A 15,518-nucleotide genomic window follows, 5' to 3' on the forward strand; every position below is an offset into this window, starting at 1 on the left:
GCCGGACGGGCGGGAATTCAGCCCGTCCGGCGTTTGAGGACACCGCGCGTCAGCGCGGAAGGGGGCCCGGGGGGGCGGAGCCCCCGCCACCTGGCGGAGCCGCACATCGGATGCGGCGGGAAGGGGCGGGGCGGGGGCGAGCGCCGCGGGCACCCGCTACTCACGCACCGGCACCGACAGCGTCGAAGGATCCCCCGCCGGCGACGAGAACGTCAGCCGCCCGCCCTCCGGATTGTGTCCGACATAAAGCGGATCGACGGAATCCACCACCACCGCCAGCCGATGCCCCGCCGGCACGTCGTACGCCGTCGCGAACAACGACAGGTCCACCCCGAACGCCCGCCCCGGCTCCTTCCCGCGGAACGTGTACGGGGCGTGGCTGACCAGCTTGCCGAGCCCGAGCGGACCCACGTCGTAGAGGTACGCGACCGCCGTACCGGTCTCCTTCTCGCTCGTCAGCGTCGTGTGCAGCCGCACGCTCCCGCGGACGCGCTGCGCGCTCGCGTACGGCCCGGACTGCCACACCGCCGCGTGGTTCCGCGGCAGCAGGGGCACGGACACCATCGGCGGGATCTTCAGGAACTGGTCGAGGGTGTTGGAGAGCAGGGCGGTGCCGCCGTTCGCGCCGGAGTCGACGCCGGTCCGGATGGACTTGGTGCCCTCCAGCGGCAGGGTGCGCCGCGTCCGGTCCACGGACGCCCAGTCGGGGTAGGACTCGTAGCCGCCGTCCGTACGGGACTTCAGCCGGACGGGCTTCTCGCGGTCGATGCCGTTGTCGGTGCCCTTGAGGTGGCGGTCGAACCAGCGCTGCCCGTTCGTCCAGACGTCGTTGGGCAGGCCGAGCAGTCCGGTGCCCTCGGCGGTCGCGTGGTCGCCGGGCCGCAGCTCCAGCCGCTTGGGGCCGGTGAGCCGTTCGTAGAACTTCGCGTACTGGTCGGGCGGGAAGAGCGTGTCGCCCCACGCGTTGCCCAGCATGATCGCCGCGCCGTTGGCGTTGATGTCGTCCAGATAGGTGGCGGGGGAGCGCTTCGCCCCCCACTCCAGCATCTCCTTCTCCTTGGACAGGTCCGAGGAGAGGAAGTCCTTCAGGATCCGCCGGAGTTCCTCGCTCGGCCGCCCGGTCAGCTCGCCCAGCCCGCCGAGGAGTTCGGCCGCCTGACGGTGCTGGGTGCGCTCGCCGTAGATCGACTCGATCAGGTCGGCCCAGCCGCTCATCGCCACCACCGCCTTGATCCGCTTGTCGTGCCCGGCGGACAGCAGGCTGATGCCGGCTCCGTACGAGACACCGGCCATGCCGATCCGCTGAGGGTCGGCCGGTGTGCGGGCCAGTGCCCAGTCGATGACCGCGGCCGAGTCGGCGACGTCCGCCGGGCCGGCCGTCTCGATCTTCCCGCCGGAGAGCCAGAAGCCGCGCGAGGTGTAACTGACCACGACGTAGCCGGCGTCGGCGAGCTTCCGGGCCTGGGCGACGTACTCCAGGCGGGGCATCGCCCAGCTGGTGGGGAGCACGATCAGGGGGTAGCGGCGGGAGCCGTCGGCGCCTCTCGGGGTGAAGACGTTGCCCTTGAGGGTGATGCCGCCGGAGCCGGGGATGTCGGCGAACTCCACGCCCGCCGCCCGCGCCGCCGCGGCCGGCTGACCGGGGGCCGCCTGCGCGGCGGGCGCCGATCCCAGGGCGGCGCCCGCCAGCAGTGCGGCACAGGCGGCTCCGACGGCGGAGGCGCGCAGCGCCTTACGAGGGTGTCGCACGGTCACTCCTGACGTCGGTGCCGCGGAAGTGACGGGGGTGCGGCACGCCGGTGAAAGTGACCCGACGGTAACCTCGTCGGCTTACCGGAGGTAATGGTCCGGCAAGTTACGCATGGGTAACGATTGATCGTCCGGTGCTCCGGGAGCCCCGGGCGGCTGAAGCGGCGTCAGGAGTCCGTGCCCAGCCACAGGTCCGGGCCGAAGACCTCGTAGTGGATGTCGGCCGCCGGGACGCCCGCCGCGAGGAGCTGGGCGCGCACCGCGCGCATGAAGGGCAGCGGGCCGCAGAGGTAGGCGACGGTGCCGGCCGGGATCCCGATGCCGGAGAGGTCGGCGAGGCCGGTGCGGTCGGCGGGCCAGTCGGCGGCCTCGGGGCGCTCGTACCAGATGTGCGCGGTGGCGTCCGGCAGCTTGCCGATCAGCTGGCCGAGGTCCGTGCGGAAGGCGTGCGCGGACTCGTCGCGGTCCGCGTGCACGGCGACGACCTTGCGTGCCGAGCCGGTGGCCGCGAGGTGCGTGAGCATCCCGATCATCGGCGTGCAGCCGATGCCGGCCGAGGCGAGCAGCAGGGGCGCGTCGCCCCCGTCCAGGACGACATCGCCGAACGGCGCGCTGACCAGCAGGGTGTCCCCGGTGTCCAGGTGGTCGTGGAGGTGGTTGGAGACCTCTCCCGCCGGGTCGCCGGCGAGGCGCTTGACGGAGAACTGGAGGGCGTCGTCCGGGCGGCCCGAGAGGCTGTACTGGCGGATCTGCCGGGCGCCGTCGGGCAGTTCCACCTGCACCGAGACGTACTGGCCGGGCCGGCCGGCGGGCAGCGGGCGGCCGTCCAGGGGCTGGACGAGGAAGGTGGCCACGTCCGCGGTCTCCCGCATCCGGCCGACGATCCGGCAGGGGCGGAGGGTGTCGCCGTCCGGGGTGCCGGCCTGCTCGTAGAGCCGCGCCTCCAGGGCGATGAGGGCGTTGGCCATCAGCCAGTAGACCTCGTCCCAGGCGGCGGCCACCTCCGGGGTGACCGCCTCGCCCAGGACCTCGGCGATGGCGGCGAAGAGGTGTCGCTGGACCAGCGGGTACTGCTCGGGGGCGATGCCGAGCGACGCGTGCTTGTGGGCGATGCGCGCGAGCATCGCGTCGGGCCGGGTGTCCGGGTGCTCGACCAGCGCGGTGGCGAAGGCGGCTATGGAGCCCGCGAGGGCCCGCTGCTGGCTGCCGTTGGCCTGGTTGCCGCGGTTGAACAGGTCGCGGAGCAGCTCCGGCCGGTCGGCGAAGAGCTTGCCGTAGAAGAGCGGCGCGATCTCACCGATGGCGCCGCCGACCGCCGGGAGGGTGGCGCGGACGATCTCGGTCGACTGGGGGGACAGCATCGGCGGCTCCTGACGTTCAGGCTGAAATATTCATTTCAGACTCTTGTTTAAGGGTGTGCGACGCGGCAACCGGACGGTGGGTGATCCGTCATGTCGCCGGCGCGCTGTCGGCGCGCCGGCCTCCTCATGGGGTCGTCATGACGGGGGCCCCGAGCCCAGGCTCAGCAGCACGGGGCCGGTCGGCCGGGCGACCAGGTCCTCCACGGTGTACGGGTCGAGCGCGGCGTAGAACGCCTCCTGGGCCGCGCGCAGCGCGCCCCGCAGACGGCAGGCGCCCGCCAGCGGGCACGGGGGGTCGTCCTCGCAGCCGACGACGTCCCCCGTGCCCTCCAGGGCGCGCACCAGGCGGCCGACCGAGCCCGTGCGGCCCGCGGCGGTGAGTGTGAGCCCGCCGCCCCGGCCCCGGCGGGCCTCGACGATCCCCAGGTGCTGGAGTCTGCTGACCACCTTGGCCGCGTGGGTGTACGGCACGCCGACGGCGCCGGCCACCTCGCGGGTGGTCGGCGCGTCGTTCTCGCCCGTGACCGCGAGGCGCATGGCCATGCGCAGCGCGATGTCGGTGCTCTTGGTCAGTCGCACACACGTACTCTATCTAATTGGATTTTGGGACTCCAAATTAGTGGGCGGGTGTCGGGCCGGGTGCCGGATCGTAGGTGAAGGTGAGGGAGGGGCCGGGCGCGCTCTCACCTCCCGGCGCGTCCACGGTCACGTCGACGGTGCCGGTGCCCGCGGGGGACTGCCCGGTGCAGAACTCCGGGCCGCACGAACTGTGCGCGGCGGGCTTGCCGCCGACCATCAGGACGCCGCGGTCGAGGTGTTTCCCGGCGACCTGGAGGCCCGTCCCGCCCGCCGCCGGCCCGCCGCGCGTGGACAGCCGGCTGAGCTCGGGCTCCGGCGGGGGCGTCGGTTCCGGCTCGCCGTAGGTGAAGTCCCCGGCGGAGGCGCCGCCGCCCGGCGTGGCGACGTCCACCGGGGTGACGCCCCAGCCGGGCGGTGTGGTCACCACGCAGCCGGTGCTGGTGCAGGAGCCCGTCGCCTTGTCGTGGCCGAAGTCCACGAACCCGTCGTCGAGGTTCCGGCCCGTGATCGTCACGACCGTGCCGCCGGTGCCCGGGCCGGTCCGGGTGTCCATCCCGGTCACCACCGGCTCCGGTGGGATCGCCGGCGACCCCCCGGAGCCGCCGAGCGTGACGGTCGAGACGTTGTTCCGCGTGTCGAGGTCGCTGACGTTGGCGACGGTCGCCCTGATCTCCCCGGACGGCTTGCCGGTGCCGGCGGCGGTGACCTTCACCTTCATGAAGTGGCTGCGGCCCGGCACCATCGTGCCGTAGTACCAGGCCGTGAGGCGGCGGCCGTCCGGCGAGACCGTCTCGGTGAACGTGTAGTCGTAGGGCGTCGAGTACATCAGGGCGCCCTGCGTGGTGATCCCGGGCGGCAGTTCGACCGTGAGCCGGGTCAGCCCCGTGATGTCCTGGGCGCCCTCCGATCTCCAGGTGACCGAGAACGAGCCGTCACGGTTCGACTCCGTCGGATAGTTGCCGGCCTGGGACACCGAGAGATCCGTCGGGTCGGTGGGCGCCGCGGTGGCGGACGGCGCCGTGACGAGCGCGAACAGGGCCAGGGCCGCCGTCGCACAGGATGCCGCTAATCGAATCCTCATGTGACGTGTCATCGTCCGGCCGCCGGAGTCCGTTACGCCGCCGGCGTCACAACGGCTGTCACCAGTCACATTGACAGACGGTCACGACGCGGCGAGTCTTGCGACGCGTCGTCCGCCGGTCAGCACGGGTGGACGGCACCGCGCGGACGACCGCGCGGAAGCACGTGGGCCACGGGGCGCGCCGACGCGCGGGCCCGCCCGCCCACGGCACACGCACGACACGCACGACACGCACGACCAACGGAGGAATCAGTGGCACAGGTGAACGGACGCGGCGGGCAGTACGGAAAGGCCCTGGCGGTGCTCGGCGCGGCCACGGCCCTGGCGGCCGCGGTCGCCGCCCCCGCGACGGCCGCCCAGGCGCAGGAAGGGACGCCCACCACGGGGCAGCGCTACGTCGCCCTCGGCGACTCCTACACCTCCGCTCCCGGTGTCCCCGAGCAGAGCGGCGGCGACTGCGCCCGCTCCAGCGTCAACTACCCCGCGCTCACCGCCAAGGCCCTGGGCATCGGCTCGTTCAAGGACGTCAGCTGCAGCGGCGCCAAGACCGACGACATGTGGCGCGCCCAGGGCGACAACCCGCCCCAGCTCAACACCCTCGGCCGGAGCACCCGCCTGGTCACCGTCGGCATCGGCGGCAACGACATCGGCTTCGGCGACATCATCGGCACCTGCGCCCAGCTGTCCGCCACCGACCCGGCCGGCGACCCCTGCCGCAAGAAGTTCACCGCCGGCGGGAGCGACGAGCTCACCAAGCGCATCGCCGACACCGCGCCCAAGATCGCCAAGGTGCTGAAGGACGTGCACGCGCGCGCCCCGTACGCCCGCGTCGTCCTGGTCGGCTACCCGGCGATCATGCCGGACAACGGTGTCGGCTGCTTCCCCGCCGTGCCGATCGCCGCCGGTGACGTCCCGTACCTGCGCGACACCGAGAAGCACCTCAACACCATGCTCAAGGAGCAGGCCCGCAAGGCCGGCGTCCGCTACGCCGACACCTACGCCCCGACCGTCGGCCACGACGTGTGCAAGCCCACCGCCGACCGCTGGATCGAGGGGGCGCAGCCCGAGAACCCGGCCGCCCCCTTCCACCCCAATGCCAAGGGCGAGTCCGCCATGGCGACCGCGGTGCTCGGCGCCCTCGGCCACAAGCGCTGAGTCACCCGCCCGGCCGCCCCGCGCACGGCCGGTGAGCTCAAGTCACGGAGCCGTTCGCGCGGCACCCTGTCCTCCCCCTCGGGCGCCGAGTAGGCTCCGGGCCCCGCTCGCCCGCATGGAGGTAGGGATGGCTCCCGCGAGAACGAAATCCGACCGACGTCTGCCCGTGCTCGCCGCGACGGCCACCCTGGTCGTCGGGCTGGGCGTCGTCCCGGCCGCCGCCGCCACCGGCGGCGGCCCGGACGCCACGGGCGGTCCGGCCGCCGCAGCACCCGCCAAGTCCCCCGTCGCCGTGGGCCACGGGGGCGCGGTCGCCAGCGTCGACCCCGACGCCTCGGCCGCCGGCATCGAGGTGCTGCGCAAGGGCGGCAACGCCGTGGACGCCGCCGTCGCCACCGCCGCCGCGCTCGGCGTCACCGAGCCGTACTCGGCGGGCGTCGGCGGCGGCGGCTACTTCGTCCACTACGACGCGAAGCGGCACCGCGTCTCGACCATCGACGGCCGGGAACGCGCCCCGCTCAGCGCCGGCAAGGACCTCTTCCTGGAGAACGGCAAGCCCCTGCCGCCCGCCGAGGCCGTCACCAGCGGACTCGCCGTCGGCACCCCCGGCACCCCGGCCACCTGGGACAGCGCCCTGCGCGCCTGGGGCACCCGGTCCCTCGCCCAGGTCCTGAAGCCCGCCGAGCGCCTGGCCCGCTCGGGCTTCACCGTCGACGAGACCTTCCGGCAGCAGACGGCCGACAACCAGTCCCGCTTCAAGGACTTCCCCGCGACCGCCGCGCTCTACCTGCCGGGCGGCAGACCCCCGGCCGTCGGCAGCACCCTGAAGAACCCCGACCTGGCCCGCACCTACGAGCGGCTCGGCAGGAGCGGCGTCGGCGCGTTCTACCAGGGCGACATCGGACGCGACATCGTACGGACCGTACGCAAGCCGCCCGTCGCCCCCGGCTCCGGCAGGGTGGCCCGCCCCGGCGACCTGACGGAGCGCGACCTGCGCGCGTACCGGGCGAAGGCCCAGGCCCCGACCCGTACGTCCTACCGCGGCCTGGACCTCTACGGCATGGCCCCCTCCTCATCGGGCGGCACCTCGGTCGCCGAGGCCGTCAACATCCTGGAGCGCGGCGACCTCGGCAAGCTGAGCGAGAAGACCTACCTGCACCGCTACATCGAGGCGTCCCGCATCGCCTTCGCCGACCGCAACCGCTGGGTCGGCGACGCCGCCCACGAGAACGTGCCGACCGCGGCGCTCACCTCCCAGCGGTTCGCCGACGCGCGCGCCTGCCTGATCAAGGACACCACCGCCCTCACCAGCCCGCTGGCCCCCGGCGACCCGCGCCACCCGGTGCCCTGCGACAAGCGCGGCAAGCCCGCCCCCACCGCGTACGAGGGAGAGAACACCACCCACCTGACGGTCGCCGACAAGTGGGGCGACGTCGTCGCCTACACCCTCACCATCGAGCAGACCGGTGGCAGCGGAATCACCGTTCCCGGGCGCGGTTTCCTGCTCAACAACGAGCTGACCGACTTCAACTTCGTGCCGGTGACCCCCGGCGTTCACGACCCCAACCTGCCCGGTCCGGGCAAGCGGCCGCGCTCGTCGATGTCGCCGACGATCGTCCTCGACCACGGCCGGCCCGCCTTCGCGCTCGGCTCGCCCGGCGGCGCCACGATCATCACCACCGTGCTCCAGACCCTGCTCAACCACGTCGACCGTGGCATGCCGCTCGTCGAGGCGATCGCCGCCCCGCGTGCCAGCCAGCGCAACGCCGCGGCGACCGAGCTGGAACCGGCCCTGTGGAACAGCCCGTTGCGCGGGAAGCTGGAGGCGCTCGGGCATGTCTTCAAGGAGAACCGCGAGATCGGCGCGGCGACCGGGGTGCAGCGGCTGCCCGACGGACGGTGGGTCGCCGCGGCGGAGAAGTCGCGGCGCGGTGGCGGCTCGGCGATGGTGGTACGTCCGAGCGGGCGGCCGCCGACGCGTTGAGGTACCGAGGCGCGCCCGGGTGTGACAGGGCGCGCCGAGAACGCCCGTCACCCACCCGGGAGTATCGAGACGGGGCCCGGTTCGGGTTTCGCGGCGGGTGGTGCGGGAGGCGGCGCCGGGCGGGCCGGGGATCCGGCCCGCCCGGCACCGGGGCGTCCCCCGGTCACCGGCTCAGCAGTGCGATCACCTCGTCCGTCGTGCCGGTCTCCGCGAGCCGGGGGAACACCCGTTCCACGGCGATCCGGTGCGCCTCCGCGTCCGTGTCCGTCATCGCGTCCGTCACGACCGTCACGTGATACCCGTGCTCGTGCGCCGCCCGCGCCGTGGACTCCACCCCGGCGCCCGTGGCGATGCCCGCCAGGACGATCTGGGTCACGCCCCGGCGGCGCAGCTGGAGGTCCAGGTCGGTGGCGTGGAAGGCGCCCCAGGTGTGCTTGGTGACGACGATGTCGCCGTCCTGGCGGTCGAGTTCGGGCACCAGGTCGGCGAAGCCGGCCGGGGGCTTCCCGCCCCGCAGGGGTGCCTCGGCGCGGCCGGGGGCGGCGCCGACGACCCGTACCAGGACGACGGGCAGCCCGTGCTCGCGGAAGGCGGCCGCCAGGCGGGCGCCGCGCGCGACGACCTCCTCGGCGGGGTGGGCGGTGGGCAGGGCGACGATGCCCTTCTGGAGGTCGATGAGGACGAGCGCGGTCCGCTCGTCGAGGGTGGTGGCGGGCATGGGGTTCTCCTCGGGTCGTTCCAGGGACGGGTCGGGGGAGCCGGTCCGGTTCAGGGCCGGGACGGGCCGCGCGTACGGGCCCGCAGCGCGCGGTCCGTGGCGGTGAGGACGAGCAGCAGCAGGCCCAGCGCCACGCCGGCCGTGGCGAGCTCCCGCAGGCCCCGGTCGGTGGCGGCGGGCCCGTAGCAGAGGCCGATGAGTCCGGCGGCGATCATCGCGCCGAGGTACTGGGAGGTGCGCTGGAGACCGGCCGCCGCGCCGACGCCGTCGGCCGGGGCCTGGGCGTAGACGGCGGCCTGGTTGCCGGTCGAGGTGAGGCCCTGCGGGATGCCGAAGAGCACCGCGACGATCAGCAGTACGGTGAGCGGGGTGGTGCCGGTGGTGAACAGCAGGGCGGCGCCGCCCGCGGTGAGCAGGGCGGCCGCGGTGACGAGCGGGGCCCGGAGGCCCTTCGTCCGGGCGCCGAGCAGGGAGAAGAGGGCGGCGGCAGCGGACATCGGCAGCATGATCAGTCCGACGTGGAGGGCGGAGTAGCCGTGCGCGTCCTCCAGCCACTGGGTGAAGCCGTAGAGCACGCAGTAGATCGTGAGGTAGGCGAGGCCGTGGCGGAGGTAGGTGCGGGCGAGGGCCCGGTTGCCGCGCAGCGACCGCAGGTCGAGGAAGGGGCGTGGACGGCGCGACTCCCACCGGACGAGTGCGGCCGCCACCACCGCGACCGGCGGCAGCAGTGCCCAGCGGGGATGCGAGAGGTCCGTCAGGAAGAGGGCGGTCGCGACGAGCGCGACGGAGAAGAGGACGAGGCCGAGCGGGTCGGCGAAACGTTCCCTCTGCGCTCGATCGCCGACTTGGCGTACGGGGTCGGCGGGCAGCCACCGCAGGGCGAGGACGATCCCGGCGAGCGCCAGCGGGACGTTGAAGGCGAAGATGCCGCGCCAGCCCGTGGTGGCGGTGAGGAGCCCGCCGAGCGCGGGGCCGACGGCCGCGCTGCCCAGCGAGGCGAGGGACAGCCTGCCGAGCACCGGACGCGGCGCCTCGCGGCCGGTGCGCGCGGCCTCCGCGCGCAGCATCGCCATGGCGGACGGGTAGGCGGCGGAGGTGCCGAGGCCCAGCAGGGCGCGGGCGGCGATCAGCCAGCCGAAGGCGGGGGCCAGGGTGCCCAGGAGACCCGCGGCGCAGACGAGCGCGAGCCCGGCGAGGAAGACGCGGCGGGGGCCGAGCGTGTCGGCCAGCCGTCCCATGGCGGGCTGGCCGACGGCGCTGGCCACGTAGAGGGCGGAGACGAGCCAGGCGGTGCCGGCGGCTCCGGTGCCGAAGGCGTGGCCGATGGTGACCAGGCCGGTGGCGATGGCCGTGGAGTTGAGGGGGTTGAGGGCCGAGCCGAGCAGGAGCGGTGCCATCAGGCGGCCGCCGAAGCCCGGACCGGCGGTGCCGGGGCGCTCACCCGTGCGGGTGAGCGGGGGCGTCGCGGCCGGGGGAGGTTCCGTCGCTCCGGTCATGTCCGTCACTCCTCGGTGAGTTTCCGGAGCAGCTCCAGGGCCTCGGCGAGCCGGTGCCGTTCGCCGGCGTCGAGCCGCCGGTCGAGGGCGTCGGTGAGCCAGCCGTGCTTGGAGCGGCGCACGGAGGCGAGGGCGTCCTCACCGGCCGGGGTGAGCGAGAACAGCACCTGGCGGCCGTCGGTGGGGTGCGGGGCGCGGGCGACCAGGCCCAGGTCGTCCAGCACACCGAGGATCACCCGCATGGACTGCGGGCGGACGAGCTCGGCGCGGGCGAGGTCGGCGGTGGTGGCCGGCCCCTCGGTGCCCAGCCGGCTGAGGACGGCGCGCTGGGACGGGGTGAGCGAGCCCTGCGGCGAGGCGGCGCGCAGGCGCCGCATGAGCTGGGAGGCCGTGGCGGCCAGATCGGCGGCGAGGCGCTCCCGGTCCTTCTCCTGGTCCTTCTCGGGTTCCTGTTCCTTCTCGGGCATGCCTCCACCGTAGAAGAAAGACAGAGAAACTTGCAAGTTTTCCTGTCTGGTTATCCACAGGCCGGGTGATGGTCTTGCCGCACGGCGTGCCGGGTCATACGGTCGCAACCACACGTGGATCTACGCGTGTCAGCCTGGCTGACGCCCCGGCGAAGGAGCAGCTCATGGCCAATGTCGTTCGCGCCGCACTGGTTCAGGCGACCTGGACGGGTGACACCGAGTCGATGATCGCCAAGCATGAGGAGCACGCCCGCGCGGCCGCCGCGCAGGGCGCGAAGGTGATCGGCTTCCAGGAAGTCTTCAACGCCCCCTACTTCTGCCAGGTGCAGGAGAGCGAGCACTACCGCTGGGCCGAGCCCGTCCCCGACGGCCCCACGGTCCGGCGGATGCGGGACCTGGCCCGCGAGACGGGCATGGTGATCGTCGTGCCCGTCTTCGAGGTCGAGGGCTCCGGTTTCTACTACAACACAGCCGCCGTCATCGACGCCGACGGCAGCTATCTCGGCAAATACCGCAAGCACCACATCCCCCAGGTCAAGGGCTTCTGGGAGAAGTACTACTTCAAGCCCGGCAATCTCGGCTGGCCCGTCTTCGACACGGCCGTGGGCAAGGTCGGCGTCTACATCTGCTACGACCGCCACTTCCCCGAAGGCTGGCGCCAACTCGGCCTGAACGGCGCCCAGATCGTCTACAACCCCTCCGCCACCTCGCGCGGCCTCTCCGCCTACCTCTGGAAGCTGGAGCAGCCCGCGGCCGCCGTCGCCAACGAATACTTCGTCGCCGCGATCAACCGCGTGGGCCAGGAGGAGTACGGCGACAACGACTTCTACGGCACGTCCTACTTCGTGGACCCGCGCGGGCAGTTCGTCGACGGCACCGCGAGCGACACCAAGGAGGAACTGCTCGTCCGCGACCTCGACCTCGGCCTCATCGACGAGGTCCGGCAGCAGTGGGCGTTCTACCGCGACCGCAGGCCGGACGCGTACGAGGGGCTGGTCCGGCCGTGAGCCCCGGGAGCGAGCCGCCACCGTCCGGCGGCACCCCCGCGACGCACCTCCACGCCCGGCACCGCGCCGTCATGCCCGACTGGCTCTCGCTCTACTACCGCGAGCCCCTGGAGCTCACCCACGGCGAGGGCCGGCACGTCTGGGACTCCTCCGGCCGCCGCTACCTGGACTTCTTCGGCGGCATCCTCACCACTATGACCGCCCACGCCCTCCCCGAGGTCACCAAGGCCGTCGCCGAGCAGGCCGCGCGCATCCTGCACACCTCCACCCTCTACCTCGACCGGCACATGGTGGAGCTCGCCGAGCGGATCGCCGCACTCTCCGGCATCCCGGACGCCCGCGTCTTCTTCACCACCTCCGGCACCGAGGCCACCGACGCGGCCCTGCTGCTCGCCACCGCCCACCGCCGCTCCAACCAGATCCTGGCGATGCGCAACAGCTACCACGGCCGCTCCTTCTCCGCGATCGGCGTCACGGGCAACTCCGCCTGGTCACCCACCAGCCTCTCCCCGCTCCAGACCCTCTACGTCCACGGCGCCGTCCGCACCCGTGGCCCCTACGCCGCCCTGTCCGACGCGGAGTTCACCGCCGCGTGCGTCGCCGACCTGGAGGACGTCCTCGGCCAGGCGCACGGCAACGTCGCCGCGCTCATCGCCGAACCCGTCCAGGGCGTCGGCGGGTTCACCTCACCGCCCGACGGGCTCTACGCCGCCTTCCGCGAGGTCCTCGCGCGGCGCGGCATCCTCTGGATCTCCGACGAGGTGCAGACCGGCTGGGGCCGCACCGGCGACCACTTCTGGGGCTGGCAGGCCCACGCCGCGAGCGGCCCGCCCGACCTGCTCACCTTCGCCAAGGGCATCGGGAACGGCATGTCGATCGGCGGCGTCGTCGCCCGCGCCGAGGTGATGAACTCCCTGGGCGCCAACTCCATCTCCACCTTCGGCGGCAGCCCCGTCACCATGGCCGCCGGGCTCGCCAACCTCACCCACCTCCTGGAACACGACCTCCAGGGCAACGCCCGCCGTGTCGGCGGCCTCCTTGTCGAGCGGCTCCGCGCCGTCGCCGCCGGCCTGCCCCTCGTCCGCGAGGTGCGCGGCCGGGGCCTGATGATCGGCCTCGAGCTGGCCGGACCCGACGGCTCCCCCTGGCCCGAGGCGGCCGCCCTCACCCTCGAACACGCCCGGGAGGGCGGGCTGCTGATCGGCAAGGGCGGCCGCGAGGCCGGCACCCTGCGGATCGCCCCGCCCCTGTCCCTCACCGTCGCCGAGGCCGAGGAGGGCGCGGCCGTCCTCGAAACCGCCCTGCACCGCACGCACACCGCCCTCGCCGGAGAGGAACGGGCATGACCACCACGGCCATTCGCGGCGGCCTCGTCATCACCGCCACCGAGGAGATCCCGGCGGACGTCCTGGTCGAGGGCGAGCGGATCGCCGCGCTCGCCACCCCCGACAGCGCCTTCGCGCGGAGCTGGACCGTCGACCGCACCCTGGACGCCACCGGGAAATACGTCGTCCCCGGCGGCGTCGACGCCCACACCCACTTCGACTTCCCCTTCGGCGGCACCGCCTCCTCCGACACCTTCGAGACGGGCACCCGCGCCGCGGCCTGGGGCGGCACCACCACCGTCGTCGACTTCGCGGTCCAGTCCCGCGGCGCCTCCCTGCGCGAGGGGCTCGACACCTGGCACGCCAAGGCCGAGGGCACCTGCGCCGTCGACTACGCCTTCCACATGATCCTCTCCGATGTGCGGGAGAGCTCGCTCAAGGAGATGGACCTGCTGGTGGGGGAGGGCGTCACCTCCTTCAAGCTGTTCATGGCCTACCCCGGCGTCTTCTACAGCGACGACGGGCAGATCCTGCGGGCCATGCAGCGCGCCGCCGGCAACGGCGGCCTGATCATGATGCACGCCGAGAACGGCATCGCCATCGACGTCCTGGTCGAACAGGCCCTGGCCGCCGGGCGCACCGATCCCCGCTACCACGGAGAGGTCCGCAAGGCCCTGCTGGAGGCGGAGGCCACCCATCGCGCCATCGCCCTGGCCCGCGTCGCAGGCAGCCCGCTCTACGTCGTGCACGTCTCGGCCGAGGAGGCCGTCGCCGAGCTGGCCCAGGCCCGCGACAAGGGCCTCCCGGTCTTCGGCGAGACCTGCCCGCAGTACCTCTTCCTGTCCACCGACAATCTCGCCGAGCCCGGCTTCGAGGGCGCGAAGTACGTCTGCTCCACGCCGCTGCGGCCCCGTGAGCACCAGGCCGCCCTCTGGCGGGCCCTGCGCACCGACGACCTTCAGGTCGTCTCCACCGACCACTGCCCCTTCTGCTTCTCCGGGCAGAAGGAGCTGGGCCGCGGCGACTTCTCGAAGATCCCCAACGGCCTGCCCGGCGTGGAGAACCGCATGGACCTCCTCCACCAGGCCGTCGTCGACGGCCACATCTCCCGCCGCCGCTGGATCGAGATCGCCTGCGCCGCCCCAGCCCGGATGTTCGGCCTCGCCCCGCGCAAGGGCACCCTCGCCCCCGGAGCCGACGCCGACATCGTCCTCTACGACCCGCACGCCCGGCAGACCCTCTCCGCCACGACCCACCACATGAACGTCGACTACTCGGCGTACGAGGGCAAGGAGATCACCGGCCGGGTCGAGACCGTCCTCTCCCGGGGCGAGATCGTCATCGACCGGCGCCGGTACACCGGCCGGGCCGGTCACGGCCGTTACGTACCCCGCGCCACCTGTCAGTACCTCGCGTAAGGAGCACCACCGTGGACTTCGGCCTCGTCCTCCAGACCGACCCGCCCGCCACCGCCGTGGTGGACCTGATGCGCCGTGCCGAGGGCGCCGGCTTCCGCTACGGCTGGACGTTCGACTCCGCCGTCCTCTGGCAGGAGCCCTTCGTCATCCACAGCCGGATCCTCGATCACACCGAGCGGATCATCGTCGGCCCGATGGTCACCAACCCCACCACCCGTACCCCCGAGGTCACGGCCTCCACCTTCGCCACGCTCAACGACATGTACGGCAACCGCACGGTGTGCGGCATCGGCCGCGGCGACTCGGCGATGCGGGTGGCCGGCCGCAAGCCCAACACCCTCGCCACCCTGCGCGACGCCATGCGCGTCATCCGCGACCTCGCGGAAGGCCGTGAGGCCGACGTCGGCGGCACCACCCTCAAGCTGCCCTGGGTGAAGGACGGCAAGCTGCCCGTCTGGATGGCCGCCTACGGCCCCAAGGCCCTCGCCCTCGCCGGCCAGGAGGCCGACGGCTTCATCCTCCAGCTCGCCGACCCCTTCCTGACCGAGTGGATGGTCAAGGCCGTCCGCACCGCCGCCGCCGAGGCGGGCCGCGACCCCGACGCCCTCACCGTCTGCGTCGCCGCCCCCGCCTATGTGGGCGACGACCTCGACCACGCCCGCGAGCAGTGCCGCTGGTTCGGCGGCATGGTCGGCAACCACGTCGCCGACCTGGTCCAGCGCTACGGCGCCCACTCCGGCCTGGTGCCGGAGGCCCTCACGGCCTATATCGAGCAGCGCCAGGGCTACGACTACAGCCACCACGGCCGCGCCGGGAACCCCTCCACGGACTTCGTCCCCGACGAGATCGTCGACCGCTTCTGCCTGCTGGGGCCGGTGGAGGCGCATCGGGAGCGGTTGGAGGAGCTGCGGGGGATGGGGGTGGATCAGTTCGCGGTGTATGCGATGCATGACGCCAAGGAGGCCACGATCGACGCGTACGGGCGGGAGCTGGTGCCGGTGCTGGGTGGGTGACGGGCAGGGGCGGGCGGTGCGCCTGCGGCGGGCCTTTTCCCCATCCCGCCCCTTCCCGAACGGGGCTCCGCCCCGAACCCCGGTCCTCAAGCTCCCCCAGCTACCGCTGGGAGGTGCCCCCGGACGGGCTGTCTTTCAGCCCGTCCGGCGTTTGAGGACACCGCG

General features: G+C 73.2%; 13 protein-coding genes. 6 read left to right on the forward strand and 7 right to left on the reverse strand.

The window, feature by feature from the left end; all coding sequences use genetic code 11:
• Nucleotides 1-156: 156 nt before the first annotated feature.
• The 4 genes from LUZ64_RS05360 to LUZ64_RS05375 all read right to left on the reverse strand — a co-directional run bounded on the left by LUZ64_RS05360 (nt 157) and on the right by LUZ64_RS05375 (nt 4,770).
• Complete coding sequence (locus LUZ64_RS05360) at nt 157-1,749, reverse strand: CocE/NonD family hydrolase (RefSeq protein WP_095581093.1); 1,593 nt, start codon at nt 1,747-1,749, stop codon at nt 157-159.
• Between the two features lie 167 nt (nt 1,750-1,916).
• Nucleotides 1,917-3,110, reverse strand: coding sequence for a globin domain-containing protein (locus LUZ64_RS05365; protein WP_095581092.1), 1,194 nt, complete (start codon nt 3,108-3,110; stop codon nt 1,917-1,919).
• Between the two features lie 135 nt (nt 3,111-3,245).
• Nucleotides 3,246-3,689 (reverse strand): RrF2 family transcriptional regulator, encoded by a 444-nt coding sequence (locus LUZ64_RS05370; RefSeq protein ID WP_095581091.1) that lies wholly within the window; start codon nt 3,687-3,689, stop codon nt 3,246-3,248.
• A gap of 37 nt (nt 3,690-3,726) precedes the next feature.
• Nucleotides 3,727-4,770, reverse strand: coding sequence for an IPT/TIG domain-containing protein (locus LUZ64_RS05375; protein WP_170116732.1), 1,044 nt, complete (start codon nt 4,768-4,770; stop codon nt 3,727-3,729).
• Nucleotides 4,771-5,022: 252 nt separating this feature from the next.
• On the opposite strand from LUZ64_RS05375, the gene LUZ64_RS05380 reads away from it, so the two are divergent.
• The gene (locus tag LUZ64_RS05380; RefSeq protein WP_211305001.1) at nt 5,023-5,925 is read left to right on the forward strand and encodes an SGNH/GDSL hydrolase family protein; all 903 of its coding nucleotides are present in this window, start codon (nt 5,023-5,025) and stop codon (nt 5,923-5,925) included.
• A 127-nt stretch (nt 5,926-6,052) separates the two neighbouring features.
• On the forward strand, nt 6,053-7,909 hold the full coding sequence (gene ggt, locus LUZ64_RS05385) for a gamma-glutamyltransferase (RefSeq protein WP_095581089.1): 1,857 nt from the start codon (nt 6,053-6,055) through the stop codon (nt 7,907-7,909).
• 163 nt (nt 7,910-8,072) lie between these two features.
• On the opposite strand, the gene LUZ64_RS05390 is transcribed toward ggt, so the two are convergent.
• The 3 genes from LUZ64_RS05390 to LUZ64_RS05400 are packed head-to-tail and all read right to left on the reverse strand — an operon-like array spanning nt 8,073 to nt 10,590.
• Nucleotides 8,073-8,627: an isochorismatase family protein gene (locus LUZ64_RS05390; protein ID WP_095581088.1), complete on the reverse strand. Its 555-nt coding sequence runs from the start codon at nt 8,625-8,627 to the stop codon at nt 8,073-8,075.
• Nucleotides 8,628-8,677: 50 nt separating this feature from the next.
• Nucleotides 8,678-10,123, reverse strand: a complete 1,446-nt coding sequence (locus LUZ64_RS05395) for an MFS transporter (protein WP_232389788.1) — start codon at nt 10,121-10,123, stop codon at nt 8,678-8,680.
• Nucleotides 10,124-10,128: 5 nt separating this feature from the next.
• Nucleotides 10,129-10,590, reverse strand: a complete 462-nt coding sequence (locus LUZ64_RS05400) for a MarR family winged helix-turn-helix transcriptional regulator (RefSeq protein WP_095581087.1) — start codon at nt 10,588-10,590, stop codon at nt 10,129-10,131.
• 164 nt (nt 10,591-10,754) lie between these two features.
• Between LUZ64_RS05400 and LUZ64_RS05405 the strand changes: the two genes are divergently transcribed.
• The 4 genes from LUZ64_RS05405 to LUZ64_RS05420 all read left to right on the forward strand — a co-directional run bounded on the left by LUZ64_RS05405 (nt 10,755) and on the right by LUZ64_RS05420 (nt 15,353).
• A complete protein-coding gene (locus tag LUZ64_RS05405; RefSeq protein WP_087925547.1) occupies nt 10,755-11,597 on the forward strand; it encodes a nitrilase-related carbon-nitrogen hydrolase in 843 nt (280 codons plus the stop codon).
• A 71-nt stretch (nt 11,598-11,668) separates the two neighbouring features.
• Entirely contained in the window at nt 11,669-12,943 is a 1,275-nt protein-coding gene (locus LUZ64_RS05410; RefSeq protein ID WP_095581094.1) for an aspartate aminotransferase family protein, read from the forward strand.
• Nucleotides 12,940-14,340 carry a dihydropyrimidinase gene (hydA, locus tag LUZ64_RS05415; RefSeq protein WP_095581086.1) on the forward strand — a complete coding sequence of 467 codons (1,401 nt, stop codon included), beginning with the start codon at nt 12,940-12,942 and terminating at the stop codon, nt 14,338-14,340. The genes LUZ64_RS05410 and hydA overlap by 4 nt, the downstream gene beginning before the upstream one ends.
• An 11-nt stretch (nt 14,341-14,351) precedes the next feature.
• Nucleotides 14,352-15,353: a TIGR03842 family LLM class F420-dependent oxidoreductase gene (locus LUZ64_RS05420; protein WP_095581085.1), complete on the forward strand. Its 1,002-nt coding sequence runs from the start codon at nt 14,352-14,354 to the stop codon at nt 15,351-15,353.
• Nucleotides 15,354-15,518 lie beyond the last annotated feature (165 nt).

Source organism: Streptomyces albireticuli (assembly GCF_021228125.1).
In the GTDB taxonomy this organism is placed as follows: domain Bacteria; phylum Actinomycetota; class Actinomycetes; order Streptomycetales; family Streptomycetaceae; genus Streptomyces; species Streptomyces albireticuli.